The following is a 25,035-nucleotide window of genomic DNA, read 5'->3' on the forward strand; positions in this document are numbered from 1 at the left end:
AGGCTCATTTATGGTAAGGATGCCCGGACAGCACGGTCCAGGCGCGGTAGATCTGCTCGCCGATGAGTATCCTTACCAATGGGTGCGGCAAGGTCAGCGGCGACAGCGACCAGCGTTGCTCGGCGCGCGCGCAGACCTCGGGCGCCAGGCCTTCCGGGCCACCCACCATCAAATTCACCGTGCGCGCATCCAGGCGCCAGCGGTCCAGCTCGGTAGCCAGCTGCTCGGTACTCCAGGGCTTGCCATGGACCTCGAGGGTAACGATGCGTTCCCCTGGCTGAACCTTGCTCAGCATGGCCTCGCCCTCCTGACGGATCAGGCGGGCGACGTCGGCATTCTTGCCTCGGGTGTTCAGCGGGATTTCCACCAGCTCCAGCGACAGCTCGGCGGGCAGGCGCTTGGCATATTCATGCCAGCCTTCCTCGACCCACTTCGGCATGCGCGAGCCGACCGCGATCAGGCGCAGACGCACAGCGCTTTCCTTATTCGCGGTCTTTGAGCTTGTCGGAGTACTCGTGGGCATGGTCCGGGCTGTGGTGCTTGCCATCAGCAGCACGGCTCTGCTCGGCACCTTGCCACAGGCGCTCCAGGTCGTAGAACTGGCGGGCAGCGGCGGTCATCATGTGCACGATGACGTCGTTCAGGTCCAGCAGCACCCAGTCGCTGTCGCCCTTGCCTTCTTCACCCAGTGGCTGGGCACCCTTGGCCTTTACCGCCTCGCGGACCTTTTCGGCCATCGCGTTGATCTGGCGGTTGGAGGTACCGGTGGCAATGATCATGTAGTCGGTCAGGCTGTGCTTTTCACGCACGTCGATGACCTGGATGTCCTGGGCCTTGACGTCTTCCAGCGCGGCCTTGGTCACTGCGACCAGTTCTTCGCCGTAAATTTTCTGCTTGGTCATATAAAACTCGTTCAACTCGTTGGATGAGGCGCCAGAGGCACCGTCAGTTAGGTGCACGATACAGTTCGTGCGCCTCGATGTAGGCCAGTACGGCGTCCGGCACCAGGAACCTCACCGATTTGCCGCTGGCCAGCAGCTGTCGGATCTGTGTAGCCGACACCGCAAGCGGCGTCTGCCAGACGAACGAAATGTTTCCCGCCGGGCCGGACATGGCGGTGGGATCGCTCTCCGAGCGCGCAGCCAGCAGGTTGCGCAGCTCGTCAGGGGGTTCTACGTCGGCATCCGGGCGCTGCAGCACCAGGATGTGACAGTGTTGCAGCAATTCTTCCCAGCGGTGCCAGCCGGGCAGGCCACAGAAGGCATCCCAACCCAGCACCAGGAACAGCTGGTCGTCGGCGGCCAGTTCGGCGCGGATCGACTCCAGCGTGTCGATGGTGTACGACGGCTTGTCGCGCGCCAGCTCGCGGTCATCCACGCTCAGGCAGGGCACGCCCTGCACGGCGCCTTGCACCATGGCCAGGCGGTCCTGCGCAGCCACCTGCGGGGTGTCACGGTGCGGCGGCCGGGCGTTGGGCAGCAGGCGCAGCTCGTCCAGCCCCATGAACTCCGCCACTTCCAGCGCGCTGCGCAGGTGGCCGATGTGCACGGGGTCGAAGGTGCCGCCAAGAATGCCGATGCGCCGGACTGCCTGGGCCTTGCTCAACTCAGCAGGACTCCTGGCCGCGCAGCTGGCCATCGCCGATCACTACGTACTTCTCGCAGGTCAGGCCTTCCAGGCCGACCGGGCCACGGGCATGCAGCTTGTCTGTGGAAATGCCGATTTCCGCACCCAGGCCGTACTCGAAGCCGTCAGCAAAGCAGGTCGGGGTGTTGAGCATGACCGACGCCGAGTCGACCTCGGCCATGAACTGGCGGGCTTCGCCCTGGTGTTCGCTGATGATCGAATCGGTGTGATGCGAGCCATAGTGGTTGATGTGCTCGATCGCCTGATCCAGGCCGTCGACCACGCGGATCGACAGGATCGCGTCCAGGTATTCGGTGTGCCAGTCGGCCTCGCTGGCCGGCTTGGCGTCGATGATCGCCCGGGTGCGCTCGCAGCCACGCAGTTCGACGCCCTTCTCCAGGAAGCGGCGGGCCATTTCCGGCAGGAAGCGCTCGGCCACCTGCTGGTCGACCAGCAGCGTTTCCATGGCGCCACAGATGCCGTAGCGGTACGTCTTGGCGTTGAACGCCACGCGCCAGGCCTTGTCCAGGTCGGCGTGCCGGCTGACGTAGACATGGCAGATTCCGTCAAGGTGCTTGATCACTGGCACTCGGGCATCGCGGCTGATGCGTTCGATCAGGCCACGGCCACCGCGCGGCACGATGACGTCGACGAATTCCGGCATGCTGATCAGCGCGCCCACGGCTTCGCGGTCGGTAGTCTCGACCACCTGCACCACGGCTGCCGGCAGGCCGGCAGCGGCCAGGCCACGCTGGATGCAGGTGGCGATGGCGCGGTTAGAGTGGATGGCTTCGGAGCCGCCGCGCAGGATGGTCGCGTTACCAGACTTCAGGCACAGGCTGGCGGCATCGATGGTCACGTTCGGGCGCGATTCGTAGATGATCCCGATCACCCCCAGCGGCGTGCGCATCTTGCCGACCTGAATACCCGATGGGCGGTAGCTCATGTCGCGAATGGCACCGACCGGGTCCGGCAGGCTGGCCACCTGGCGCAGGCCGGTGATCATGCCGTCGATACGCGCCGGGGTCAGCGCCAGGCGATCGAGCAGCGCAGGCTCCAGGCCGTTGGCGCGGCCCGCGGCCAGGTCCAGCTCGTTGGCAGCAGTCAGCTCGGCACGAGCGGCGTCCAGTGCGTCGGCGGCAGCTTGCAGGGCGCGGTTCTTCTGCGCGGTGCTGGCACGACCGATCACCCGGGAAGCCTCTCGGGCAGCGCGACCCAGGCGGGTCATATAGTCAAGAACGGACTCAGTCATGGGTTCGGTGTCTTGGCGAAGGGGAAATCGGCTGATTATAACTGGCGCGCAGGTGTACGCCCAGCGGCGGGTGGCGGATGGTAGAAAATGGCTGGGGGCATTGTGCAGGAAAGATGTAACTGCGCTTAACGAAATTTCTTGCTCCTACTGCGGCCTATTCGCGGGTAAACCCGCTCCCACAGGGGTTGCATGACTCGAGCCTTGTAAATTCCCTGTGGGAGCGGGTTTACCCGCGAAGAGGCCGACCCTGCCAACATCACTCTTGATTCAGCCTCGATTAAGCCATTCATTGCTATCATCCCCGCCTCCCCAACCGCGAACCGCCCGCATGCCAGCCTTGCCCGACAGCTTTTTCGACCGCGATGCCCAAACCCTGGCCAAGGCCTTGCTGGGCAAGGTCATCCGCCATCGCCACGGCGACCTATGGTTGGCCGCGCGCATCATCGAGACCGAGGCCTACTACCTCACCGACAAGGGCAGCCACGCCTCGCTCGGCTACACCGAGAAACGCAAGGCGTTGTTCCTCGATGGCGGGCATATCTATATGTACTACGCGCGCGGCGGCGACTCGCTGAACTTCAGCGCCCACGGGCCAGGCAACGCCGTGCTGATCAAGTCGGCCTATCCTTGGCAGGACGCCCGTTCAGGGCCGAACAGCCTGGCGCAGATGCAACTGAACAACCCCGATGCCAGCGGCAATCTGCGCCCCGTCGAGCGACTGTGCGCCGGCCAGACCTTGCTGTGCCGGGCGCTGGGCCTGAAGGTGCCGCACTGGGATGCCCAGCGTTTCGATGCCGAGCGCCTGTACGTGGAAGATTGCGGCAACGCCGTGCCACGGGTGATCCAGGCTGCCCGCCTGGGCATCCCGCATGGCCGCGACGAGCACCTGCCCTACCGTTTCGTCGATGCCGAGTACGCCCGTTTCTGCACGCGGAACCCGTTACGTCGTGGCCAAGTCGAAGGCCGCGACTTCTTCATTCTCGAACAAGGAAGCTGAACCATGGGCCAATGGCTCGACAGCCTGACTGGCTGGCTCAGCGCCAACCCGCAGTGGCTTGGCCTGGCAATATTCCTGGTGGCCTGCATCGAGTGCCTGGCCATTGCCGGCATCATCGTGCCAGGCACCGTACTACTGTTCGCGGTTGCGGTACTGGCCGGCAGCGGCACCTTCAGTCTGGGCGAAACCCTCCTGCTGGGCTTTCTCGGTGGCCTGGTTGGCGATGCCTTGTCGTACACGGTGGGCAAGTACTTCCACCAGAACATTCGCCGCTTGCCCCTGCTGCGCCACCATCCGGAATGGATAGGCAGCGCCGAGGCCTATTTCCAGCGCTACGGCATCGCCAGCCTGCTGGTAGGGCGTTTCATAGGGCCGTTGCGGCCGATGCTGCCGATGGTCGCCGGCATGTTCGACATGCCGCTGCCGCGCTTCATCGCCGTCAGCCTGGTGGCCGGTGCCGGCTGGGCGGTGGCTTATTTGCTGCCCGGCTGGGCTACCGGCGCAGCCATGCGTCTGCCCTTGCCGGAAGGGTTCTGGCTGGACGCCGGGATCATCGCCGGCACCCTGGCAGTCATCATCGGGCTGAGCCTGAACACCAGCATTCGCGATCAACGCCACGGCACCCGGCTGATCGCCGGCATGAGTTTCCTTGCCTTGGCCGGGGTATTCCTCGGCTGGCCCTACCTGCACGAGTTCGACCAGGGCGTGATGACACTGGTGCAGGAGCACCGCAGCCAGGCCATCGATGGCGCCGTGGTGCTGGTGACCCGGCTGGGCGACTTCCGCACCCAGTTATTCCTCGGCGGCCTGCTGACGGGCCTGTTGCTGCTTGCCCGGCAGTGGCGGCATGCGATGTTCGCCGCGGGCGCGCTGATGGGTACGGCATTTGCCAATGGCACGCTGAAGTGGCTGTTCGCGCGCGCCCGCCCCGAAGTGCTGAGTGACCCGCTGACCAGCTACAGCATGCCCAGCGGGCACAGCTCGGCGTCGTTTGCGTTCTTCCTGGTAATGGCGGTACTGGCCGGGCGCGGGCAGCCGCCGCGGATGCGCCTGACCTGGGTAATGCTGGGCTGCATTCCGGCGCTGGCGATTGCCCTGTCACGGGTGTATCTGGGCGCGCACTGGCCGACTGACATCCTCGCCGGGGCCTTGCTGGCATGCTGTGTGTGCGCGCTCAGCCTGGCACTGGCGCAGCGTCACCAGACCCTGCCGGCACTGCCACTGCGGGTGTGGTGGCTGGTGTTGCCGGCGTGTGTCGCGTTGCTGGCGTTCTTTGCCATGCATGCGCTGCCGCAGGCTTTGCTGCGGTATCAGTATTGATGTCGCCAGTACCGGCCTCTTCGCGAGCCTGCCCGCTCCCACAGAGATAGCGTCGCTCTCAAGCCTGAGGCAGTACCTGTGGGAGCGGGCGAGCCCGCGAAGAGGCCGGCACAGGCAGTGAAGGCTGATCAGGCAAACAATTCACCCTGAATCCGCTCCAGCAGCTTCTGGATCTCGCCCAACCGCTCCTGTGGCGAGTCGAGGCTGAGCAAATCCAGCTTGTCCTCCTCCATGAACGGCAGCAGGTACGCCAGCTGGTTGGCCAACGCCTGGCGCCCGTCCACCGGGCGCGGCATGTCCAGGGCTTCGACCATCGGGTGCTCGCCCAGGGCCACCAGCAACGCCAGCAGATCTTCATCCACCTCGAGCAACGGGCTGTCCACCTGCTCCGGCAACCATTGCACCTGCCCTACCAGCAACTGGTCCTTCTGCACCTCGGTGCTATCCAGATTGAAGCGTCGCACACCTTCCACGCGGATACCCAGCAAGCCGTTATCCTGCTGCACGAAGTCACGGATCACTGCCTCGCAGCCGATCGAGGCGACCACTGGCGGCGCCTTGCCAACCTGCTCGCCTTCCAGGATGCATACCACACCAAAACCTTCGCCCCGCTTCATGCAGCGCCCGATCATGTCCAGGTAGCGCGCCTCGAAAATCTGCAAATCGAGGAAACAACCAGGAAACAGCACGGTATTGAGAGGAAACAGCGGTAGCGTCATCACAAGTCCTCAAGCCACCAGGCTGACCGCCAGCGGCAGGAATACCGCCGTGGCCACCCCCATCAGGCTCATCGCCAGCGCGGCAAAGGCGCCGCATTCGTCACTTTCCTGCAGGGCCACCGAAGTGCCCACCGCGTGTGCCGTCACGCCCAGCGACATGCCGCGCGCCTCGGGGCTATGCACGCCAAAACGGCTCAGCAGCGCCGGACCGAAGATTGCTCCGATCACCCCGGTAATCAACACGAACACCGCAGCCAGGGCCGCCACGCCGCCAATCTGCTCGGCCACCAGCATGGCGATTGGCGAGGTCACCGACTTCGGCGCCATGGTCATGAGAATCATGTGCTCGGCACCGAACCACCAGCCCAGCAACAGGCAGCACAGCGTGGCGAACAGGCCTCCGACTACCAGCGTAGTAAATGTGGGCCAGAACAGCTGCCGGATACGCCGCAGGTTGAGGTAGAGCGGCACGGCCAGGGCCACGGTGGCAGGCCCCAGCAGGATGTTCATGATTTCGGTGCTCTTGCGGTATTCGCTGTAGTCGATGCCACACACCAGCAACACGCCGATCACCAGCAGCATCGATACCAGTACCGGCTGCAGGAAGATCCAGCGGGTCTTCTCGTAGGCCGCCAGTACCACCTGGTAGGCCCCAAGCGTGATGCCGATACCGAACAACGGATGATGAACGACCGCATCCAGTGCGCCTTGCCAGTCGAGCATCATGGCTGCTCCTCGCGTCGGCCCTGGCGGTGGATGAGCTTTTGCATCAACACGCCGACGAACACCAGGGTCACAAGGCAGGAGATCAGCAAGGCACCGGCAATGGCCCAGAAGTCGGCGGCAATATCCTTGGCATACACCATCACCCCCACCGCTGGCGGCACCAGCAACAGCGGCAGGTAACGCAGCAGGCTGCTGGCGGCCTCGTTCAGCGGCTTGCCCACCTCACCACGGGCCATGAGGAAGAACAACAGCAGCAACAGGCCGATGATCGGCCCCGGCAGAAACGGCACCAACAGGTGGTTGATTGCCGTCCCCAGCAGCTGGAACAGCACCAGCCAGGTCAAACCACGCAACAGCATAAGCATCTCCCTCGAGCATGGCCGCCATTATAAGCATGTGCCGCCACATACCGATATTCGTCGAAAAGCGCGCAACTTGACTGAAACGGTTCGTCGTGCTGATCTTGCACTTTCGTACCAACTTACAACTCGGAGAGTCCGCGATGCCCCATGTACCGGTTACAGAGCTTTCGCAGTACGTTGGTAAGGAACTGGGCCACTCGGCCTGGCTGAAGATCGACCAGCAGCGCATCAACCTGTTCGCCGAAGCAACGGGAGATTTCCAGTTCATCCACGTCGACCCCGAAAAGGCGGCAAAGACCCCGTTTGGCAGCACGATCGCCCACGGTTTCCTGACGTTGTCGCTGATTCCGAAGCTGATCGAGGACATCCTGGTCCTTCCGGAAGGGCTGAAGATGGTGGTGAACTATGGCCTGGACAGCGTGCGGTTCATCCAGCCGGTCAAGGTCGACAGCCAGGTCCGGCTCAAGGTGGATCTGGCCGAGGTGACGGAGAAGAGGCCGGGGCAGTGGTTGCTCAAGGCGATTGCCACGCTGGAGATCGATGGTGAAGAGAAGCCTGCTTATATAGCTGAGTCGCTTTCGCTCTGTTTTGTCTGATGCATTCTGAGGGCGCTTCGCGCCCTATTCGCAGCACAAGGCTGCTCCTACCGGGGTATGCGACCTCCTGTAGGAGCAGCCTTGTGCTGCGAATGGGCTGCAAAGCAGCCCCGATCCACAAATCCCCCGCACTCGCGTAAACTGCCAGCCTTCGCGCAGCCTTGGGCTGCCCCTGTCGATTTACCAAAGGTGCCCGCCATGCCCTGGCTGCAAGTACGCCTGGCCATCAGCCCGGAACAAGCCGAAACCTACGAAGACGCCCTGCTCGAAGTGGGTGCCGTCTCGGTCACGTTCATGGATGCCGAGGATCAACCGATCTTCGAACCAGACCTCAACACCACTCCGCTGTGGTCGCATACCCACCTGCTGGCCCTGTTCGAGGCCGATGCCGAGCCCGAGCAGGTGTTCTCCCACCTGCGCCTGCTGACTGGCGCCGAGCTGCCCGAGCACCAGGCCGAGGTGATCGAGGACCAGGATTGGGAACGTAGCTGGATGGACAACTTCCAGCCGATGCGCTTCGGCCGCCGCCTGTGGATCGTGCCCAGCTGGCACGAGGCCCCGGAACAGGACGCGGTGAACCTGCTGCTCGACCCAGGCCTGGCGTTCGGTACCGGCACGCACCCCACCACTGCCCTGTGCCTGGAATGGCTCGACGGCCAGCAGCTCGAAGGCACCCAGGTGCTGGACTTCGGCTGCGGTTCGGGCATCCTGGCCATCGCCGCGCTGCTGCTGGGCGCCCGTGAGGCGGTCGGTACCGATATCGACGTGCAGGCGATCGAGGCTTCGCGCGACAACGCCCAGCGCAACGGCATCGCCGACGAGAAGCTGGCGCTGTACCTGCCCGAGAACATGCCGACCATGCAGGCCGATGTACTGGTCGCCAACATCCTCGCCGGCCCGCTGGTGTCGCTGGCACCGCAACTGTCCGGCCTGGTCCGCCCAGGTGGCCTGCTGGCGCTGTCGGGTATCCTCGCCGAGCAAGGTGAGGAAGTTGCCGCCGCGTATGCCGCCGACTTCGAGCTGGACCCGATCGTCGTGCGCGACGGCTGGGTGCGCATCAGTGGTCGCCGCCGTTAAGCAGGCCTAGAATACTTTTCTGCACAGCTCCCGGATCGCCGCATGACCGACAGTTTCGTCACCCAGTGCCCGCATTGCCAGACCAGCTTTCGCGTCACCCATCACCAGTTGAGTGTGGCCCGCGGCGTAGTGCGCTGCGGCCACTGCTTGCAGGTGTTCAACGCCGCCAGGCAGCTGCTGGAGCAGAACCGCGCCAGCGGAGCCAGCGCCCCTGCGGTGACGGCGCCGATGCCAGCTGCCCCTGCCGAGCCGCCGGTCGAGGCGATCGAACCGGCGATCGAACCCGAGCCTGTCGCCAGCGCGCCGGGCATCACCCCGGACGAGGACTGGGCACTTACCTCCCAGGCGCTGGAAGCGCTAGATCTCGACATGGAGCTGGAGCGCCTGGAACGCCGCGGCCAACCGGCCACGGCTCGCCCGGCAAGCCAGGATGACGGCTTGCAGGCGCGGCGTGACGAACTGCACCCGGACGAACATGCCGACGACCTGTTCGGTACGGCTACCGATGAGCCGTTCGAACCGCAACCGGAGATTGAACCCGCACCCGTGCTGCGGGAGCCGGAGCCCCTGGAGCTGAATCTGGAACCCGCGCCTGGCGAGCGTACCGAGCCGACATTAAGCGGCAATCTGGACCTGGACATCGACGACGAGCCGCCGGTACGCCATGCCGCCGAAATCGCTGACCACCCTGAATTCGACGAACCGCTGAGAGCCAGCGATGATGAAGCCCCCATACTGGGCCTGAGCGCCCGCGATGACGAGCCGCTGGAGCTGCGCCTGTCAGCGCGCGATGACGAGCCTGTCGAGCCGCTACCCGGCGAACGCCTGGAACCAGGCCTTGCCGGCAAAGCCGAGCGCCCGGCGCGCAAGGAGCCGCTGGTCGACGTGGTCGACGACCCGCTGCAGCTGGGCTGGGAAAAGCCCGCACCCAACTGGGGCAAGCGCCTGTTGTGGGGCTTCCTGACACTGCTGGCCGCTGGCTTGCTGGCGTTCCAGTACGTGTGGTTCCATTTCGACGAAATGGCCCGCCAGGACCAATATCGGCCGCTCTTCCAGCAAGTCTGCCCGCTGGTCGGCTGCGAGGTGCCGACCCGTGTCGATATCGCCCGAATCAAGAGCAGCAACCTGGTGGTACGCAGCCACCCGGACTTCAAGGGCGCGCTGATCGTCGATGCGATCATCTACAACCGCGCGCCGTTCGCCCAGCCTTTCCCGCTGCTGGAGCTGCGCTTCGCCGATCTCAACGGCCAGCTGATCGCCAGCCGGCGCTTCAAGCCCAGCGAGTACCTGTCGGGCGAACTGGCCGGACGTGGCGAAATGCCCAGCCAGACTCCGATCCATATCGCCCTGGACATCCTCGACCCGGGGCCAAAGGCAGTGAACTACAGCCTGAGCTTCCGTTCGCCGGAATAGCCACCAACCCTGTGGGAGCGGGCGTGCCCGCGAACACGGGCGAAGCCCGTGCCATCCATTGCGCCGCCTGCTTCGCGGGCACGCCCGCTCCTACAGGGGCCGCGCAAGGTCCTGGGGCCTCATCCGTACCAAAAGTCATAAGCCGACAACTGTTCAGATTTTATCCAAATCCATCTTTATCCGGTCATCGAGAGCGGGTATCATGCCAACCCTTTTTCGAACTCCAAGATTCGGCCCCACAACAGGGATCACCTATGTCGGCGGTACGCATCGGCCCATACACACTACGTAACAACCTGATCCTCGCGCCCATGGCCGGGGTCACGGATCAGCCTTTCCGTACACTTTGCCAGCGCCTGGGTGCCGGCATGGTGGTGTCGGAAATGGTCTCCAGCGACATGAGCCTGTGGAACAGCCGCAAGTCGAGCCTGCGCCGCATCCATGAAGGTGATCCCGAGCCACGCTCGGTGCAGATCGCCGGTGGTGATGCGCAGATGATGGCAGCGGCGGCGAAGGCCAACGTCGAAGCAGGTGCCCAGATCATTGATATCAACATGGGCTGCCCGGCAAAAAAAGTCTGCAACAAAGCCGCAGGCTCTGCTTTATTGAGAGATGAAGCCTTGGTCAGCGAGATTCTCCACGCCGTGGTCGGCGCCGTGGACGTTCCGGTGACCCTGAAGATCCGCACCGGTTGGGACCGGGCGAACAAGAACGGCCTGAACGTGGCGAGGATCGCCGAGCAGGCCGGCATCCAGGCGCTGGCGGTGCATGGCCGCACACGCGCCGACCTGTACACCGGCGAAGCCGAATACGACACCATCGCTGCCATCAAGCAGGCGGTGTCGATCCCGGTTTTCGCCAACGGCGATATCACCTCGCCAGAAAAGGCCCGGGCGGTGCTGGACGCCACCGGGGTCGATGGCCTGTTGATCGGCCGTGCCGCCCAGGGGCGGCCATGGATCTTTCGCGAGATCGAGCATTACCTGCGCACTGGCGAACACCTGCCAGCGCCGCAGCTGGACGAAGTGGAACGCATCCTGCTGGAGCACCTGGCCGCGCTGCATGCCTTCTATGGCGATGTGATGGGCGTACGTATCGCCCGCAAGCACGTTGGCTGGTACCTGGCAACACGACCCGGCGGCAAGGAGTTTCGCTCCCGGTTCAACGCTTTGGAAGACACACAAGCGCAGTGCGCCAACGTTCGCGCGTTTTTCAGCGAACGTCGACAGAGCCTTGAGACAGAGGACGGACAAGGGGTGGCCGCATGACGATGATGACCGAGACATTTGTGAGTGGAACAACGCCCGTGAGCGACAACGCCAACCTGAAACAGCACCTCAACACGCCGAGCGAAGAGGGCCAGACCCTTCGCGACAGCGTCGAGAAGGCGCTGCACAACTACTTCGCCCACCTGGAAGGCGCGACCGTGACGGACGTGTACAACCTGGTGCTCTCCGAAGTCGAGGCGCCCCTGCTCGAAAGCGTGATGAACTACGTGAAGGGCAACCAGACCAAGGCCAGCGAGATGCTCGGGCTGAACCGAGGTACCCTGCGCAAGAAGCTCAAGCAGTACGACTTGTTGTAAGCCAGAATCCCAACCAGAAAAGGCGGCTCCCTGAACAGAGGCGCCTTTTTTGCTGACTCCACCGCGTTATTGGAACCCGAAATGACCGACCAGACTACCCGCCTGCCAGTCCGCCGCGCCCTGATCAGCGTCTCCGACAAGACCGGTATCCTCGAATTCGCCCGTGAGCTGCAGCAGCTCGGTGTCGAGATCCTGTCCACCGGCGGCACCTACAAGCTGCTCAAGGACAACGGCGTCAACGCGGTGGAAGTGGCCGACTACACCGGCTTCGCCGAAATGATGGATGGCCGGGTCAAGACCCTGCACCCAAAAATCCACGGTGGCATCCTCGGCCGTCGCGGCACCGACGACGCCATCATGAACGAGCACGGCATCAAGCCGATCGACCTGGTAGCGGTCAACCTGTACCCGTTCGAAGCGACCATCTCCAAGCCTGGCTGTGACCTGCCGACCGCCATCGAGAACATCGACATCGGCGGCCCGACCATGGTCCGTTCAGCTGCCAAGAACCACAAGGACGTGGCCATCGTGGTCAACGCCAGCGACTACGCCGGTATCGTCGAAGGCCTCAAGGCCGGTGGCCTGACCTACGCCCAGCGCTTCGACCTGATGCTCAAGGCGTTCGAACACACCGCTGCCTACGACGGCATGATCGCCAACTACATGGGCACCATCGACCAGGCCAAAGAGACCCTGAGCACTGAAGGCCGCAGCGAGTTCCCGCGCACCTTCAACAGCCAGTTCGTCAAGGCCCAGGAAATGCGCTACGGCGAGAACCCGCACCAGAGCGCGGCGTTCTACGTAGAAGCGAAGAAAGGCGAAGCCAGCGTTTCCACCGCTATTCAGCTGCAGGGCAAGGAACTGTCGTTCAACAACGTTGCCGACACCGACGCCGCACTGGAGTGCGTGAAGAGCTTCGTCAAGCCGGCCTGCGTTATCGTCAAGCACGCCAACCCGTGCGGCGTGGCCGTGGTACCTGAGGACGAAGGCGGCATCCGCAAGGCCTACGACCTGGCCTACGCCACCGACACCGAGTCGGCGTTCGGCGGCATCATCGCCTTCAACCGCGAACTGGACGGCGAAACCGCCAAGGCCATCGTCGACCGCCAGTTCGTCGAAGTGATCATCGCCCCGAAAATCTCCCAGGCCGCGCGCGACGTGGTTGCCGCCAAGCAGAACGTACGCCTGCTGGAGTGCGGCGAGTGGCCAGCCGAGCGCGCAGCCGGTTGGGACTTCAAGCGTGTCAACGGTGGCCTGCTGGTACAAAGCCGCGATATCGGCATGATCACTGCCGATGACCTGAAGATCGTCACCAAGCGTGCGCCGACCGAGCAAGAGATCCACGACCTGGTGTTTGCCTGGAAAGTGGCCAAGTTCGTCAAGTCCAACGCCATTGTCTACGCCAAGCAGCGCCAGACCATCGGCGTCGGCGCCGGCCAGATGAGCCGCGTCAACTCCGCGCGCATTGCTGCAATCAAGGCCGAGCATGCCGGCCTGCAAGTGCAGGGCGCAGTCATGGCGTCGGATGCGTTCTTCCCGTTCCGCGACGGCATCGACAATGCGGCTAAAGTAGGTATCAGCGCCGTGATCCAGCCGGGTGGTTCGATGCGTGATGCCGAGGTGATTGCTGCCGCTGACGAAGCCGGCATCGCCATGGTCTTCACCGGAATGCGCCACTTCCGCCACTAATTACGCGGATCCCGGGCAGGCGGCGATCCTGTGGGAGCGGGCGTGCCCGCGAATACGATGGTGCATGCACCGCCGCATTCGCGGGCACGCCCGCTCCCACAGAGTTCGCCGTAAGCCTCAGGATCACCTGAATCGAGGTTTTGACATGAAAGTTTTGATCATCGGCAGCGGCGGCCGTGAGCACGCCCTGGCCTGGAAAGTCGCCCAGGACCCACGCGTCGAGAAAGTCTTCGTTGCACCGGGCAACGCCGGCACCGCCATTGAAGCCAAGTGCGAGAACGTTGCCATCGATGTGTGCGCCCTGGAGCAACTGGCTGACTTCGCCGAGAAGAACGTCGACCTGACCATCGTCGGCCCGGAAGCCCCCCTGGTCATCGGTGTGGTCGACCTGTTCCGCAGCCGCGGCCTGGACTGCTTCGGTCCGACCAAGGGCGCGGCCCAGCTGGAAGGTTCCAAAGCCTTCACCAAGGATTTCCTGGCGCGTCACAAGATCCCGACCGCCGACTACCAGAACTTCACCGAAATCGAGCCAGCGCTGGCCTACCTGCAGGAAAAAGGCGCGCCGATCGTGATCAAGGCCGACGGCCTGGCCGCGGGCAAGGGCGTGATCGTCGCCATGACCCTGGAAGAAGCCGAAGCCGCCGTGCGTGACATGCTGGCCGGCAACGCCTTCGGCGATGCAGGTTCCCGCGTGGTCATCGAGGAGTTCCTCGACGGCGAGGAAGCCAGCTTCATCGTCATGGTCGACGGCCAGAACGTGCTGCCCATGGCCACCAGCCAGGACCACAAGCGCGTCGGCGACCAGGACACCGGCCCGAACACCGGCGGCATGGGTGCCTACTCCCCTGCCCCGGTAGTCACCGCCGAAGTGCACCAGCGCGTGATGGACCAGGTGATCTGGCCGACCGTGCGCGGCATGGCCGAGGAAGGCAACGTCTACACCGGCTTCCTCTACGCCGGCCTGATGATCGACAAGGCGGGCAACCCCAAGGTCATCGAGTTCAACTGCCGCTTCGGCGACCCGGAGACCCAGCCGGTCATGCTGCGCCTGGAGTCGAGCCTGGTGCTGCTGGTCGAGGCAGCCTTCGCCAAGGCACTGGACAAGGTCGAAGCACAGTGGGACCCGCGCCCGAGCCTGGGCGTTGTGCTGGCTGCCGGCGGTTACCCGGGCGACTACGCCAAGGGTGACGTGATCAACGGCCTGGACGCTGCCGCGAAAATCGAAGGCAAGGTGTTCCATGCCGGTACCGCACTCAAGGATGGCAAGGTGACCACCAACGGTGGGCGTGTGCTGTGTGCTACCGCCATGGGCAGCACTGTTGCCGACGCGCAGCAGCAGGCTTACCGCCTTGCCAAGGAAGTAAGCTGGAACGGCAGCTTCTACCGCACCGACATCGGCTACCGGGCCATCGCCCGCGAACGCGGTGAGCACCAGCAGTAAGTGGTACCGGACTGCCGCAGCGCGCCCAGCATCTTGCGCCTGCGGCATCCGGCTCGTCGACAGGGCCCCGAGGGGCCTTGCCTTCGACTTGGCGCGCCGCGCATAGTTAATACCCGGCACCTTGGCTAAGAAGGGATCTCGTAGTGCGTCGGCTTCGGATTGCCTCAGCTCTGATCGTCAGCTTGCTGACCTTGCTCTGCATGTTCCCGGCTGCGGCCGAACAGGACGGAGGCTGGGCCGTTCTGCTCGACGAACAGGCCAACCTGCAACTGAGCGACGTGCGTTCCGAGCGTTATCGCAACCAGTTCAGCCCGCTGGTACTTGCCGACCTGGATGCCGCACCTGCGGAACAGGCCCTGTGGTTGCACTACCGCCTGGACCCCGGCGAGCAGGAACAACTGCTGCGGGTTTTCGCCCCAGACCTTTCCGGCCTGGACCTCTACGCCCTCGAGGGCGACCAGCTTCTGCGTCAGCTGCACCATGGGCGCCAGGCCGGCAATGCCAGCCCGACCCTGCGCGGCAGCGACCATGTATTGCCCCTGCCCAACAGCAAGCAACCCCTGGATATCTACCTGCGCCTGGTTTCCGAACACCAGCTACGCCCGGCCATCAGCCTGGAGCCTGCAGCCGTGGCAGCCTCCGACCAGCGCCAGCCACTGCTGTTCGGCATGCTTTTCGGCGGGCTGGTGATGCTGATCCTGCACAACCTGATCCGCTTCCTCTACAGCCGCTCCAACACCACCCTGATACTGGCGCTGTACCACGGCCTGATGCTGCTCAGCGGCCTGATCCTGCTGAACCTCAGCGGCCCCTGGTGGCACGTGTGGCATAGCGCGCAAACACCCGCCGCATACCTGACACTGGTCCTGGCCGGCCTGGCCGGGCTGTGTTTCACCCAGCATTTCTTCTCGCCATGCAACTCGCCACGGCTCAACCGCCTGCTGCAGGGCGAGATGCTGGTGGCCGGGGTGAGCGGGTTGGTGCTGCTGTTTGTCGACACCCTGCCGCTCAACCTGATGACCTACGCCCTGATGGCCCTGGGCAGCGTGAGCATGCTGCTGGTCAGCAGCTACCATTGGTACAAGGGCTATGCGCCAGCACGCCTGTTCAGCCTGGCCATGGTGGTGTTCAACCTCGGTGGCCTGGTGCTGCTGCCGGCACTGCTGGGCCTGACTCGTACCTCGACACCCTGGCTGCTGTGCATCCTGCTGGGCCTGACCGTGGCCAGCGGCCTGCTGCTCAACCTGGCAGTCAGCGAACGTCTGCGACGCATGAGCGAGGAGCGCTTCAGCGCCAGCCGCGCCCTGGCCGCCAGCGATGCCGAGATCAACGCCAAGGCTGAGTTCCTGGCCAAGATCAGTCACGAAATCCGCACCCCCATGAACGGTGTGCTGGGCATGACCGAGCTGCTGCTGGGCACGCCGCTGTCGGTCAAGCAGCGCGACTACGTGCAGACCATTCACAGCGCCGGCAACGAACTGCTCACGCTGATCAACGAGATTCTCGACATTTCCAAGCTGGAATCCCGGCAGATCGAACTCGATGATGTGCAGTTCGACCTCAACGCCCTGATCGAGGATTGCCTGAACATCTTCCGCGCCAAGGCCGAACAACAGAACATCGAACTGATCAGCTTCACCCAGCCACAGGTACCACGGGTGATCAGCGGCGACCCGACGCGCCTGCGCCAGGCCTTGTCGAGCCTGCTGGAGAATGCCCTGAAAAACACCAGCCAGGGCGAGATCCTGCTGGTAGTGGCGCTGGACCAGCGCGGCGAGGTACCGCGCCTGCGCATCGCCGTGCAGGACAGCGGCGAACCGTTGCCCGCCGCTGACCGCGAAGCCCTGCTACAGGCCGAGTTGCACAGCCATCACTTCCTCTCCAGCAACAAGCTGGGCGGCCACCTGGGGCTGGTCATCGCCAAGCAGCTGATTGGCCTGATGCAGGGTGAGTTCGGCATCAAGAGCAGCACCGGCATGGGCAACACCCTGTGGCTGACCCTGCCACTGGACCCTTCGCGCCTGGAACAGCCACCGGCAGACCTCGACAGCCCGCTGCGCGATGCCCGCGTGCTGGTGGTGGACGACAACGACACCTGCCGCAAGGTGCTGGTACAGCAGTGCAGCGCCTGGGGCATGAACGTCAGCGCGGTCCCGTCGGGCAAGGAAGCCCTGGCCCTGCTGCGCACCAAGGCTCATCTGCGCGACTACTTCGATGCCGTGCTGCTGGACCAGAACATGCCAGGCATGACCGGCATGCAGCTGGCCGCCAAGATCAAGGAAGACCCGAGCCTGAACCACGACATCCTGGTGGTGATGCTCACCGGCATCAGCAATGCGCCGAGCAAGGTCATTGCGCGCAACGCCGGGGTCAAGCGGATCCTCGCCAAGCCGGTGGCCGGCTACACGCTGAAAACCACCCTGGCCGAAGAGCTGGCCCAACGCGGCCGCGAGCAAGCCGTACCGCCCAGTTTGCCCGGCAGCCCCCAGGCACTAGACCTGCCCGGCGACTTCCGCGTGCTGGTCGCCGAGGACAACAGCATTTCGACCAAGGTGATCCGCGGCATGCTCGGCAAGCTCAACCTCGAGCCCGACACCGCCAGCAATGGCGAAGAGGCCTTGCAGGCGATGAAGGCGCAGCACTATGACCTGGTGCTGATGGACTGCGAAATGCCGATACTGGACGGTTTCTCGGCCACCCAGCAGCTGCGCGCCTGGGAAGCCGCCAACCAGCGCCAGCGCACCCCGGTGGTGGCGCTGACTGCGCACATACTTGCTGAACACAAGGAACGCGCCCGCCTGGCGGGCATGGATGGGCACATGGCCAAGCCGGTGGAATTGTCACAGTTGCGAGAGCTGATCCAGTACTGGGCCAATCAGCGGGAAGCCAAGGTGGATCCCGCGCATACTTCCTGATCTGAGGCGCCTGTGCCGGCCTCTTCGCGGGTGAACCCGCTCCCACAGGGATAGCATTGCCTTCAGGCCTTGTGCAGTACCTGTGGGAGCGGGTTCACCCGCGAAGAGGCCGGCACAGGCTATCAATAGAATCTGCTGATAAACTCTGCCCAGCCATAACTGCCTGGACTAGCCCCCATGCTCCATGAGTTGTTCAGCGTCTACCTGAAAATGCTCGTGCTCTACAGCCCGTTCTTCGTGCTGTCGTGCTTCATCAGCCTGACCCGCGGCCACTCCAGCAAAGAGCGCAAGCAGCTGGCATGGAAGGTGGCTATTGCCGCGCTCGTCGCCAGTGTCCTGCTGTACCTGTTCGGGCGGGCGATCTTCGGCATCTTCGGCATCACCGCCGACGCTTTCCGCATCGGCGCGGGCAGCGTGCTGTTCATCTCGGCACTGGGCATGGCTCAAGGCAAATCCGCAGTACAGGCCGACAACGTGCAGCAGGACGTCACCATCGTACCGCTGACCATCCCGCTCACCGTTGGCCCCGGCACCATCGGGGCACTGCTGGTAATGGGCGTCGGCCACCCGCATTGGGACGACAAGCTGCTGGCCATCATCAGCATAGCCCTGGCCAGCTTCACCGTCGGCCTGGTGCTGTACCTGTCACACCGTATCGAGCGCATCCTCGGCGACCAGGGCCTGCAGATCGTCAGCCGCCTGATGGGGCTGTTCGTCTGCGCCCTGGCGGCGCAGATCATCTTCACCGGAATCAAGGGCTACCTGACCTCCTAGAGGGCGTAATCCAGAACACGCTGCATGGACACCTGCACCACCCGGTCCTGCACCTTGGGCAAGAAGCTGTGCTCGAATGCCAACAGGTTGAAACGTATCAACTCCGCACGCACGTTCCGGTAGCTGCGCTTGTGGCTGATGAAGCCCGCGCCGAAGGCCGAGCGCGTGTCGGTCTCATGGTAAAGCACCATATCCACACGATTGGCACCGGCCGGCGCACACGGCAACAACTGGAAGTGCTGGCGTTCATAGGCGCGCCGCTCAAGCTCCTGCAGAACCGACGGGTTGGCCAGCAGCTTCTGCATGGAGATGCCGATGGCCGAGGCAAAATGTTCGCCGGCGGTTACCGCGATGGTTTCCAGCACCTGATCGGCCTGCCGGGCGCGGCGCTGGTCGGGCCAATGAAGCTGCTCGGCAGACACGGCGTCCCAGCCCATGTACTTGAGCTGGTTGCGGTAGTAGGCAAACCAGTCCTCGACCAACCCTTCCCTGCACGCCGTCTCGGTCGCGCGCTCGGCCATCGCCAGGGCCAGTTTCACCTTGGTTTTGTGCGCCGCGGAAATACCCGGCAGAAACGAGACAATTCCTGCACCGATCACGGCAGACGTGGCTTCACTCATGATGTGCTCCTGTTGCTGGCGCATGAGGGTCGAATCGGTAGTCACCCTGGGCATCCTTCAGTCTCATCAATGCCTGCAGTTCGTCACGCTGGTGTTGGAAGCGCCCGTTATCCAGCAACAGAGAAACTGCATTGAACTCGGCTTCCCCCTGAAGCAGTTGTTCGCTTAGCAATCGATCCAGCGAGACGCCCGAGATCGGCTTGTCGATTTGCAAGGTGATGCTGCAAAGCTCGAGGGCCGGACCTGGTTTGAGCAGGCCAAGCTCGATCACCAACTGCGAACGCTGCGCCTGGTCCTGCGCGCTGAATTTCAGCAAGTGGCAAAAACCTGCTGCTGATCGTTCCAGGCCCGCCTTTACCGCGGCCAGCACGGCCTCGTGGCGGATCGAGCGTATTTTCAGCCATGCCTCAAGTGGCTGAACCTGCGCGCTACGCGCGGGTTGCCCCAACTGTTTGAGGTCATGCGTGCTGGCCAGCTTGATCCAGCCCAGTTGGCGGTATGCATCTAGGTAGGCGGCGTACCAGCCGTCGTAGTTTTCAAAGCGTGACCCAGCGTTCTTGTTGGCCAACAACTGCGCGTAAAGTATCGAGTCGAAGGCGGCCTGACGCTGAATCGGGCCGGTTCCCGCGGGATACAGCAACGCCGTTCCACCAATCAACATCAGTTGTTCAACTGTCTTATCCATTGCGTTGCCTCGTCACAAGGAGTCGAACAAGGCGGCGTTGCGTCAACGCCGCCTTGCACTCAGATGTCGTATTGGAGAACGTTCTCGACGCTGCGCACACCGAGTTTGTTTTCCACGGTTTCGCGGATTTTGTCGTAGACGAAGGTGTTGAGGGTGAGTACCGCCGTGCCGGCATAGTAGTGGGTCTTGTCCAGCTTCCACTGGATGCCCAGGATGTCGTCATCCAGTTGCGGGGCAGAGGCCTGGATGCAGCTCACCACCATGACCACATCCTTGTTTTGGGTTTCGATGCAGGCGGCCAGGCCGACCATGCCCCTGGCCTTGTTCTTGCGCTTGTGGTCGAGCACCTTGGCGTCGTTTTCGACTTCGGTCATTTTGTCGAAGGCCACCTTGGCCAGCTTACCCAACTTGGTACCAGCCAGCATTGCATTCCCCGCCACACCGATCGCCCGTATAGCGACAGCGCCTACGGTGACAGACAGTTCCGCCGAGGTTTCCAGTTCGAAACTACGCTTGGGAATGGTAAAGCCAAGATCACGCATGACATCGATGAACCGCTCGTACCACTCCCTGCTCTGCTTTTCTGCATCGAAGGATTTGTCAGCCACCAGGGTGGCAAAGTGGAAGGCGTTCTTTACGTCATGACGGCTTTGCGCCGACATGCCAGCGCCGCAGGCCAGCAGGTTGCCTTCGACCAGGATGGCGGAATCTTTGGTGGTGGTGCCTTGTATTGCTTCGGACATGTGGAAACTCCTTGATGGTTGCCCCATGAGTCAGGGGCAGCCACCTTAGCCAGCGCGGGCGATACGCAACGCGCTGAAGAGTTTCCGAAGTATTCAGGAGGCCGAGGGATACCAACGTGGAGTGTAGGCCCACACTCCACCCGACAGGCGAGGAAACACGCAGGTTGTCGAGGAGCCCACCAACACCATGGTGCGCATGTCGACCATTTCCGGCAGCAGCTCGGCCAATGTGACGACCTTCAGCGTCTGCCCCGGCCTACCGATATCCCGGCCAAGGACTACAGGCGTGTTCCCCTCGCGGTGTCGGCGCACGACCTCCAGCGCAACCCCAAGCTGGTGTGGCCTGGCCTTGGAAATCGGGTTGTAGAACGCCAGCACCAGGTCGGCCTGGGCCGCCAGGTCCAGGCGCTTTTCAATGATCGACCAAGGCTTGAGGTTGTCCGACAGCGACATCACGCAGAAGTCATGCCCCAGCGGCGCGCCTGCCTGCGCGGCTGTCGCGAGCGAAGCCGACACCCCCGGCAGTATCTCGAGATCGACGCGATGCCACGCGGGGTCGCTCGATTCGTGCAACGCTTCGAGCACCGCAGCAGCCATGGCGAACACGCCTGGGTCGCCAGACGAAACCACCACCACCGAACGCCCTTGGGCCGCCAGTTCGAAAGCGTGCCGGGCACGCTGCATCTCTTCACGATTATCGGTGCAGTGCAGCACCTGGTCGTCACGGAACGGACCGGCCATGCGCACGTAGGTTTCGTAACCGAGCACATCCTCGGCCCGCGCCAGTTCGGCCTTTACCGCCGGCACCATCAGCTCGGCTGCACCCGGCCCCAGGCCAATGACCGCCAGGCGACCCCGACGACGGCCAACCTGCGCCACCTCGACCGGGGCAGGCGCCACCGCGATGACTACATCTGCCACCTCGATCAGTTGCGCAGCGGGCAATGCCGCAGCAACCATGCCCGCCACATCATGCGCTTTGGCGGCAAAACGCAAGGCGACACCCAGGGCCTGTGCCGCTTCGTGCAGGGCGCCATCGGCCATGGCTTGCTCGTCGGCCAGCAGGCAGGCCACTGCAGGCTCGGCGATGCCGGCCTGCTGCAATGCCGCACGGATACTGGCCAGGCTGCCGCCGGCAACACCCACTACCACCGAACGCGGGTGGATCAGCAGCTCGTCGCGGCTGGCCGGGCGGGCCTGGTGCCCCACATGGATGGTACGCCGGGCCGCCTCGCTGGCAGGCAACTGCGCCTGCTGCAGCCACGGCGCGTCACCTTCGATGCGCACCGCCTCGCCAGCCAGCAGGTCGGAGACGAAGCGCTTGCCTTGTTCGATATCCCCCAGCGCATAGCCTTGCGGCGGGTTCAGCAGACAGGTGCCGAAACGCAGCTCGCCGCTGGTGGTGATCGCCGCAGCAACCCCCAATGCTTCAGCGATCTGGCGCGCGATCACGTTCACACCGCCAAGGCCACCGAGCAACGGCACTACGGCACTGCCGTCTTCGGCCACGGCCAGTACCGGCGGCTCGACACCTTTCTCGCTGAGCAAGCTGGCCAGGCTGCGGATGACGATACCCGCCGCGCACAGGGCGATGATCGGTGTGTTCTGCTGGTACAGCTCGCGCAGGGTATCGCCGAACGCGGTGTAGCAAAGGTCGGCACCCTCGACCCGGCCTTCCAGCCCATGGATCGATGCTTGTGGATAACACTGCTGGATACGCTGCGCCGTGGCCAGGCTGCCCTGGCCAAGAATGACGATCGCCGGTGCCTGGTGCATGTTCAGCCCTGCCATTTTTCACCCGGTACGATGATCAGCGAGAAGTACGGTGACGACTGTGGGTCGACCTGGTCCAGCGGCACGATCTTCTGGTTGGCCATGGTCGCCCGCTCCACATACAGCGCGCGCCCGTCCAGGCCCAGTTCAGCCAGCACTTCGCGCACCTTGGGGAAGTTGCGGCCAAGTTTCATGATCACCGCCGCGTCGGCGTCGGCCAGGCGACGCTTGAGCTCTTCGGCCGGCAACACGCCAGACAGCACCGACAGGCTCTGGTTGCGGTATACCAACGGCGCGCCCAGTACCGAGGCGCCACCGAGCATCGAGCAGACGCCCGGGATCACTTCGGCCTCGTAGCGCTGCGCCAGTCGGTCGTGCAGGTACATGTAGGAACCGTAAAAGAACGGGTCGCCTTCGCAGATAACCGCCACGTCGCGGCCGGCATCCAGGTGCTCGGCTACCTGCACGCTGGCCTCGTCGTAGAAGTCGCTGATTACCTGCTCATAGGACAGCGGCGCCGGCAGCGCTTCGGTGGTTACCGGGTAGACCAGTGGCAGCAAGGTCTGCTCGGGCTGCAGGTGCGCCTCGATGATGCCGAAGGCGTTACCGCGCTTGCCCTTGGCCACGAAGTAGCCGACCACGGGCGCTTCACGCAGCAGGCGCAGGGCCTTGAGGGTAATCAGTTCAGGGTCGCCAGGGCCTACGCCCAGGCCGAGCAGACGTCCACGCGGCGCCATCATTCCACCTCCGTGGCCAGGGCGTTGACCGCGGCGGCGGCCATCGCGCTGCCGCCCAGGCGGCCCTGCATGATCACGAACGGCACGCCACGGCTGTCGGCGGCGAGCATCGCCTTGGACTCGGCGGCACCGACGAAACCGACCGGGAAGCCTAGGATCAACGCCGGCTTGGGGGCGCCGGCGTCGAGCATTTCCAGCAGGTAGAACAGTGCGGTAGGCGCGTTGCCGATCACCACCACACTGCCTTCCAGATGCGGGCGCCACAGCTCCAGGGCCACGGCGGAACGGGTGTTGCCGGCGTCTTTCGCCAGGCCCGGCACGCTCGGGTCGCGCAGGGTGCAGATGACCTTGTTGTCGGCGGGCAGGCGGGCGCGAGTGATGCCTTCGGCGACCATATGCGCATCGCACAGGATCGGCGCGCCGTTCAGCAGCGCCTCGCGCCCGGCCCGGCCGGCGCCTTCGGAGAACTGCAGGCCGTCGATGGCGTCAACCATGCCACAGGCGTGGATCACGCGCACGGCGAGCTTTTCGAGGTCTGCGGGGATCCGCTCGAGTCGGGCTTCTTCGCGGATGATCCGGAAGGAGTTGCGATAGATCTCCTGACCATCGCGGATGTAGTCAATCATCAAGGTGCTCCGTCGGCAGGTCGAGCATGGCGCCTGCTTCATTCAAGGTAAGGTCGGTGGCGCGCAGGGCGCCGAAGCCCGGCTGGCGTGCATCACGCAGGTACAGGTCATAACGGCCCGGCGCGCGGGCCAGCAGGGTGGCCGGGGCAACATGGGCCACGGCGCAGGATCGGGGGCAACCGGACAAGTGCACGCTGCCGGGCAAGCCAGGGCCGAGCAATGCCGCCAGGGTGACGGCGTCGGACTTGGTCTCGCCCAGGGCCTTGGCGCAGCCACTGGCGCCGGTACAGGCGCTTATGCGTGCCAGCGGCTCATGGTCGTGGCACAGCAGGCCCAAGGCGGACAACTCGGCCTGGGCGTGGTCGATGTGTTGCGCTTGCAGGTTGGTCAGCACCAGGCTTTGCCAGGGGCTCAGGCGAAGGCTGCCATCGCCATGTTCACGGGCGACGCGCGCAGCGCCACGCAGCATGGCCGGGGTCAGGCGCCCCTGCGGCGGGGCAACGCCCAAGGCGAGGCCCTGCGCCTGCGGCAGAACGCCCAGCCACGAGACGCTGCGCGGTTCACGCCGCCATGCGAGCACGGCGGCATCGCGGCGGATGGCCAGGCCGAGCCCGTCGATAAAGTCGATTACGGAACACACCTCGAGCAACTGGCGCATGCGCGACTGTGCCGGGGTCGCCAGGTCGAGGAAACGCTCCAGTACCGCACGCACCAGTGCAAGGCCTTGTTCCGCCGGCACCGCGCCGAGCACCTTGCCGTCTGCCGGGCAACCCGCCAGGCCAAACGCCAGCCAGGTCTGCTGCTCCAGGCGCAGGGCCGACAGCCACAGGTCATGGGGGTGTTCGAGCATGGCCAGGTTTTCGCCGGCATCCAGCTGCACGGCGAACTTGGCCGACAACTGGTGAAAACGCGGGGTGCCTTCCAGCAGGTCGAGGATCTGCCCAGCCAGCGGCCGAGCGTCCAGCAACATCGCCGGGTCATGCCCGGCCAGCGGGCTGAGCATCAGGTTGCGCACATCGTCCCCGGCGGCATCACGTGGGCCCAGGCCGGCAGCGAGCAGTGTCTCGACCAGGCCGCGATGCTCGCTGCCGATGCCGCGAATCTGCAGGTTGCCGCGGTTGGTGGCTTCGATCACGCCACCGGCGAAACGCTCGGCAGCCGCCGCCACCGCATCGGCCTGGTCGGCCAGCAGCAGGCCGCCCGGCAGCTTGATGCGGCAGATGCCGCCATCAAGGGCACTGACGATACGCCACAACCCCGGGCAGGCCGAGGGACGGGGCGATTCATGGGGGGCATTGGCCTGGGTCAATGGGGCGTCCGGCAATCTGTGAAAATGCGCTTGAGTGTAGAAGGCGCGGT

At 64.2% G+C, this 25,035-nt stretch carries 25 protein-coding genes; 11 read left to right on the forward strand and 14 right to left on the reverse strand.

What is annotated here, in order from left to right; all coding sequences use genetic code 11:
- Window positions 1–4 precede the first annotated feature (4 nt).
- From rlmH to JV551A3_RS27860, 4 genes are read right to left on the reverse strand one after another with little or no spacing between them, the layout of a single operon-like run.
- Window positions 5–472 carry a 23S rRNA (pseudouridine(1915)-N(3))-methyltransferase RlmH gene (rlmH, locus tag JV551A3_RS27845; protein ID WP_003249722.1) on the reverse strand — a complete coding sequence of 156 codons (468 nt, stop codon included), beginning with the start codon at window positions 470–472 and terminating at the stop codon, window positions 5–7.
- Between the two features lie 10 nt (window positions 473–482).
- Window positions 483–902, reverse strand: coding sequence for a ribosome silencing factor (gene rsfS / locus JV551A3_RS27850; RefSeq protein ID WP_009685825.1), 420 nt, complete (start codon window positions 900–902; stop codon window positions 483–485).
- Window positions 903–945: 43 nt separating this feature from the next.
- The gene (nadD, locus tag JV551A3_RS27855) at window positions 946–1,638 is read right to left on the reverse strand and encodes a nicotinate-nucleotide adenylyltransferase (RefSeq protein ID WP_133975655.1); all 693 of its coding nucleotides are present in this window, start codon (window positions 1,636–1,638) and stop codon (window positions 946–948) included.
- On the reverse strand, window positions 1,607–2,878 hold the full coding sequence (locus JV551A3_RS27860) for a glutamate-5-semialdehyde dehydrogenase (protein WP_133975657.1): 1,272 nt from the start codon (window positions 2,876–2,878) through the stop codon (window positions 1,607–1,609). The genes nadD and JV551A3_RS27860 overlap by 32 nt, the downstream gene beginning before the upstream one ends.
- A 328-nt stretch (window positions 2,879–3,206) precedes the next feature.
- Between JV551A3_RS27860 and JV551A3_RS27865 the strand changes: the two genes are divergently transcribed.
- Both JV551A3_RS27865 and JV551A3_RS27870 read left to right on the forward strand, forming a co-directional pair.
- Window positions 3,207–3,875 carry a DNA-3-methyladenine glycosylase gene (locus JV551A3_RS27865; RefSeq protein ID WP_112253629.1) on the forward strand — a complete coding sequence of 223 codons (669 nt, stop codon included), beginning with the start codon at window positions 3,207–3,209 and terminating at the stop codon, window positions 3,873–3,875.
- Between the two features lie 3 nt (window positions 3,876–3,878).
- Window positions 3,879–5,195, forward strand: a complete 1,317-nt coding sequence (locus tag JV551A3_RS27870; RefSeq protein WP_133975659.1) for a bifunctional DedA family/phosphatase PAP2 family protein — start codon at window positions 3,879–3,881, stop codon at window positions 5,193–5,195.
- A gap of 128 nt (window positions 5,196–5,323) precedes the next feature.
- On the opposite strand, the gene JV551A3_RS27880 is transcribed toward JV551A3_RS27870, so the two are convergent.
- The 3 genes from JV551A3_RS27880 to JV551A3_RS27890 are packed head-to-tail and all read right to left on the reverse strand — an operon-like array spanning window position 5,324 to window position 6,999.
- Window positions 5,324–5,914 (reverse strand): LON peptidase substrate-binding domain-containing protein, encoded by a 591-nt coding sequence (locus JV551A3_RS27880; protein WP_133975661.1) that lies wholly within the window; start codon window positions 5,912–5,914, stop codon window positions 5,324–5,326.
- Window positions 5,915–5,923: 9 nt separating this feature from the next.
- Complete coding sequence (locus JV551A3_RS27885; protein WP_013974365.1) at window positions 5,924–6,640, reverse strand: LrgB family protein; 717 nt, start codon at window positions 6,638–6,640, stop codon at window positions 5,924–5,926.
- On the reverse strand, window positions 6,637–6,999 hold the full coding sequence (locus JV551A3_RS27890; RefSeq protein ID WP_046613232.1) for a CidA/LrgA family protein: 363 nt from the start codon (window positions 6,997–6,999) through the stop codon (window positions 6,637–6,639). The genes JV551A3_RS27885 and JV551A3_RS27890 overlap by 4 nt, the downstream gene beginning before the upstream one ends.
- A 143-nt stretch (window positions 7,000–7,142) precedes the next feature.
- Here JV551A3_RS27890 and JV551A3_RS27895 point away from each other — a divergent pair, with 143 nt between their 5' ends.
- From JV551A3_RS27895 to JV551A3_RS27935, 9 genes are all read left to right on the forward strand, one after another.
- Window positions 7,143–7,598: a MaoC family dehydratase gene (locus JV551A3_RS27895; protein ID WP_133975663.1), complete on the forward strand. Its 456-nt coding sequence runs from the start codon at window positions 7,143–7,145 to the stop codon at window positions 7,596–7,598.
- 198 nt (window positions 7,599–7,796) lie between these two features.
- Window positions 7,797–8,675, forward strand: coding sequence for a 50S ribosomal protein L11 methyltransferase (gene prmA / locus JV551A3_RS27900; protein ID WP_133975665.1), 879 nt, complete (start codon window positions 7,797–7,799; stop codon window positions 8,673–8,675).
- Between the two features lie 42 nt (window positions 8,676–8,717).
- A complete protein-coding gene (locus JV551A3_RS27905; protein ID WP_133975667.1) occupies window positions 8,718–10,088 on the forward strand; it encodes a DUF3426 domain-containing protein in 1,371 nt (456 codons plus the stop codon).
- Window positions 10,089–10,342: 254 nt separating this feature from the next.
- Window positions 10,343–11,356, forward strand: coding sequence for a tRNA dihydrouridine synthase DusB (gene dusB / locus JV551A3_RS27910; RefSeq protein WP_046613238.1), 1,014 nt, complete (start codon window positions 10,343–10,345; stop codon window positions 11,354–11,356).
- Complete coding sequence (gene fis / locus JV551A3_RS27915) at window positions 11,353–11,673, forward strand: DNA-binding transcriptional regulator Fis (protein ID WP_012274390.1); 321 nt, start codon at window positions 11,353–11,355, stop codon at window positions 11,671–11,673. Before dusB ends, fis begins: the two co-directional genes overlap by 4 nt.
- An 81-nt stretch (window positions 11,674–11,754) precedes the next feature.
- A complete protein-coding gene (gene purH, locus JV551A3_RS27920) occupies window positions 11,755–13,362 on the forward strand; it encodes a bifunctional phosphoribosylaminoimidazolecarboxamide formyltransferase/IMP cyclohydrolase (RefSeq protein WP_063911866.1) in 1,608 nt (535 codons plus the stop codon).
- A 145-nt stretch (window positions 13,363–13,507) separates the two neighbouring features.
- Window positions 13,508–14,803, forward strand: a complete 1,296-nt coding sequence (purD, locus tag JV551A3_RS27925; RefSeq protein ID WP_075046492.1) for a phosphoribosylamine--glycine ligase — start codon at window positions 13,508–13,510, stop codon at window positions 14,801–14,803.
- A 143-nt stretch (window positions 14,804–14,946) separates the two neighbouring features.
- Window positions 14,947–17,718 carry a hybrid sensor histidine kinase/response regulator gene (locus tag JV551A3_RS27930; protein ID WP_133975669.1) on the forward strand — a complete coding sequence of 924 codons (2,772 nt, stop codon included), beginning with the start codon at window positions 14,947–14,949 and terminating at the stop codon, window positions 17,716–17,718.
- 177 nt (window positions 17,719–17,895) lie between these two features.
- Window positions 17,896–18,492, forward strand: coding sequence for a MarC family protein (locus JV551A3_RS27935; RefSeq protein ID WP_112253636.1), 597 nt, complete (start codon window positions 17,896–17,898; stop codon window positions 18,490–18,492).
- Here JV551A3_RS27935 and JV551A3_RS27940 read toward each other — a convergent pair.
- From JV551A3_RS27940 to cobG, 7 genes are all read right to left on the reverse strand, one after another.
- On the reverse strand, window positions 18,489–19,112 hold the full coding sequence (locus JV551A3_RS27940) for a hypothetical protein (RefSeq protein ID WP_133975671.1): 624 nt from the start codon (window positions 19,110–19,112) through the stop codon (window positions 18,489–18,491). The two genes, JV551A3_RS27935 and JV551A3_RS27940, sit on opposite strands and share 4 nt — an antisense overlap.
- Window positions 19,105–19,797: a hypothetical protein gene (locus JV551A3_RS27945; protein ID WP_235874649.1), complete on the reverse strand. Its 693-nt coding sequence runs from the start codon at window positions 19,795–19,797 to the stop codon at window positions 19,105–19,107. Before JV551A3_RS27945 ends, JV551A3_RS27940 begins: the two co-directional genes overlap by 8 nt.
- A gap of 59 nt (window positions 19,798–19,856) precedes the next feature.
- On the reverse strand, window positions 19,857–20,540 hold the full coding sequence (locus JV551A3_RS27950; protein ID WP_133979310.1) for a hypothetical protein: 684 nt from the start codon (window positions 20,538–20,540) through the stop codon (window positions 19,857–19,859).
- Window positions 20,541–20,633: 93 nt separating this feature from the next.
- The gene (gene cobJ, locus JV551A3_RS27955) at window positions 20,634–22,316 is read right to left on the reverse strand and encodes a precorrin-3B C(17)-methyltransferase (RefSeq protein ID WP_133975860.1); all 1,683 of its coding nucleotides are present in this window, start codon (window positions 22,314–22,316) and stop codon (window positions 20,634–20,636) included.
- Between the two features lie 2 nt (window positions 22,317–22,318).
- Entirely contained in the window at window positions 22,319–23,053 is a 735-nt protein-coding gene (locus JV551A3_RS27960) for a precorrin-2 C(20)-methyltransferase (RefSeq protein ID WP_016712210.1), read from the reverse strand.
- On the reverse strand, window positions 23,050–23,676 hold the full coding sequence (locus JV551A3_RS27965; protein ID WP_003257545.1) for a precorrin-8X methylmutase: 627 nt from the start codon (window positions 23,674–23,676) through the stop codon (window positions 23,050–23,052). Before JV551A3_RS27965 ends, JV551A3_RS27960 begins: the two co-directional genes overlap by 4 nt.
- Window positions 23,669–25,000 carry a precorrin-3B synthase gene (gene cobG / locus JV551A3_RS27970; protein ID WP_177421379.1) on the reverse strand — a complete coding sequence of 444 codons (1,332 nt, stop codon included), beginning with the start codon at window positions 24,998–25,000 and terminating at the stop codon, window positions 23,669–23,671. Before cobG ends, JV551A3_RS27965 begins: the two co-directional genes overlap by 8 nt.
- Window positions 25,001–25,035: the final 35 nt, after the last annotated feature.

The sequence above is a fragment of the Pseudomonas inefficax genome (genome assembly GCF_900277125.1).
Lineage (GTDB): Bacteria > Pseudomonadota > Gammaproteobacteria > Pseudomonadales > Pseudomonadaceae > Aquipseudomonas > Aquipseudomonas inefficax.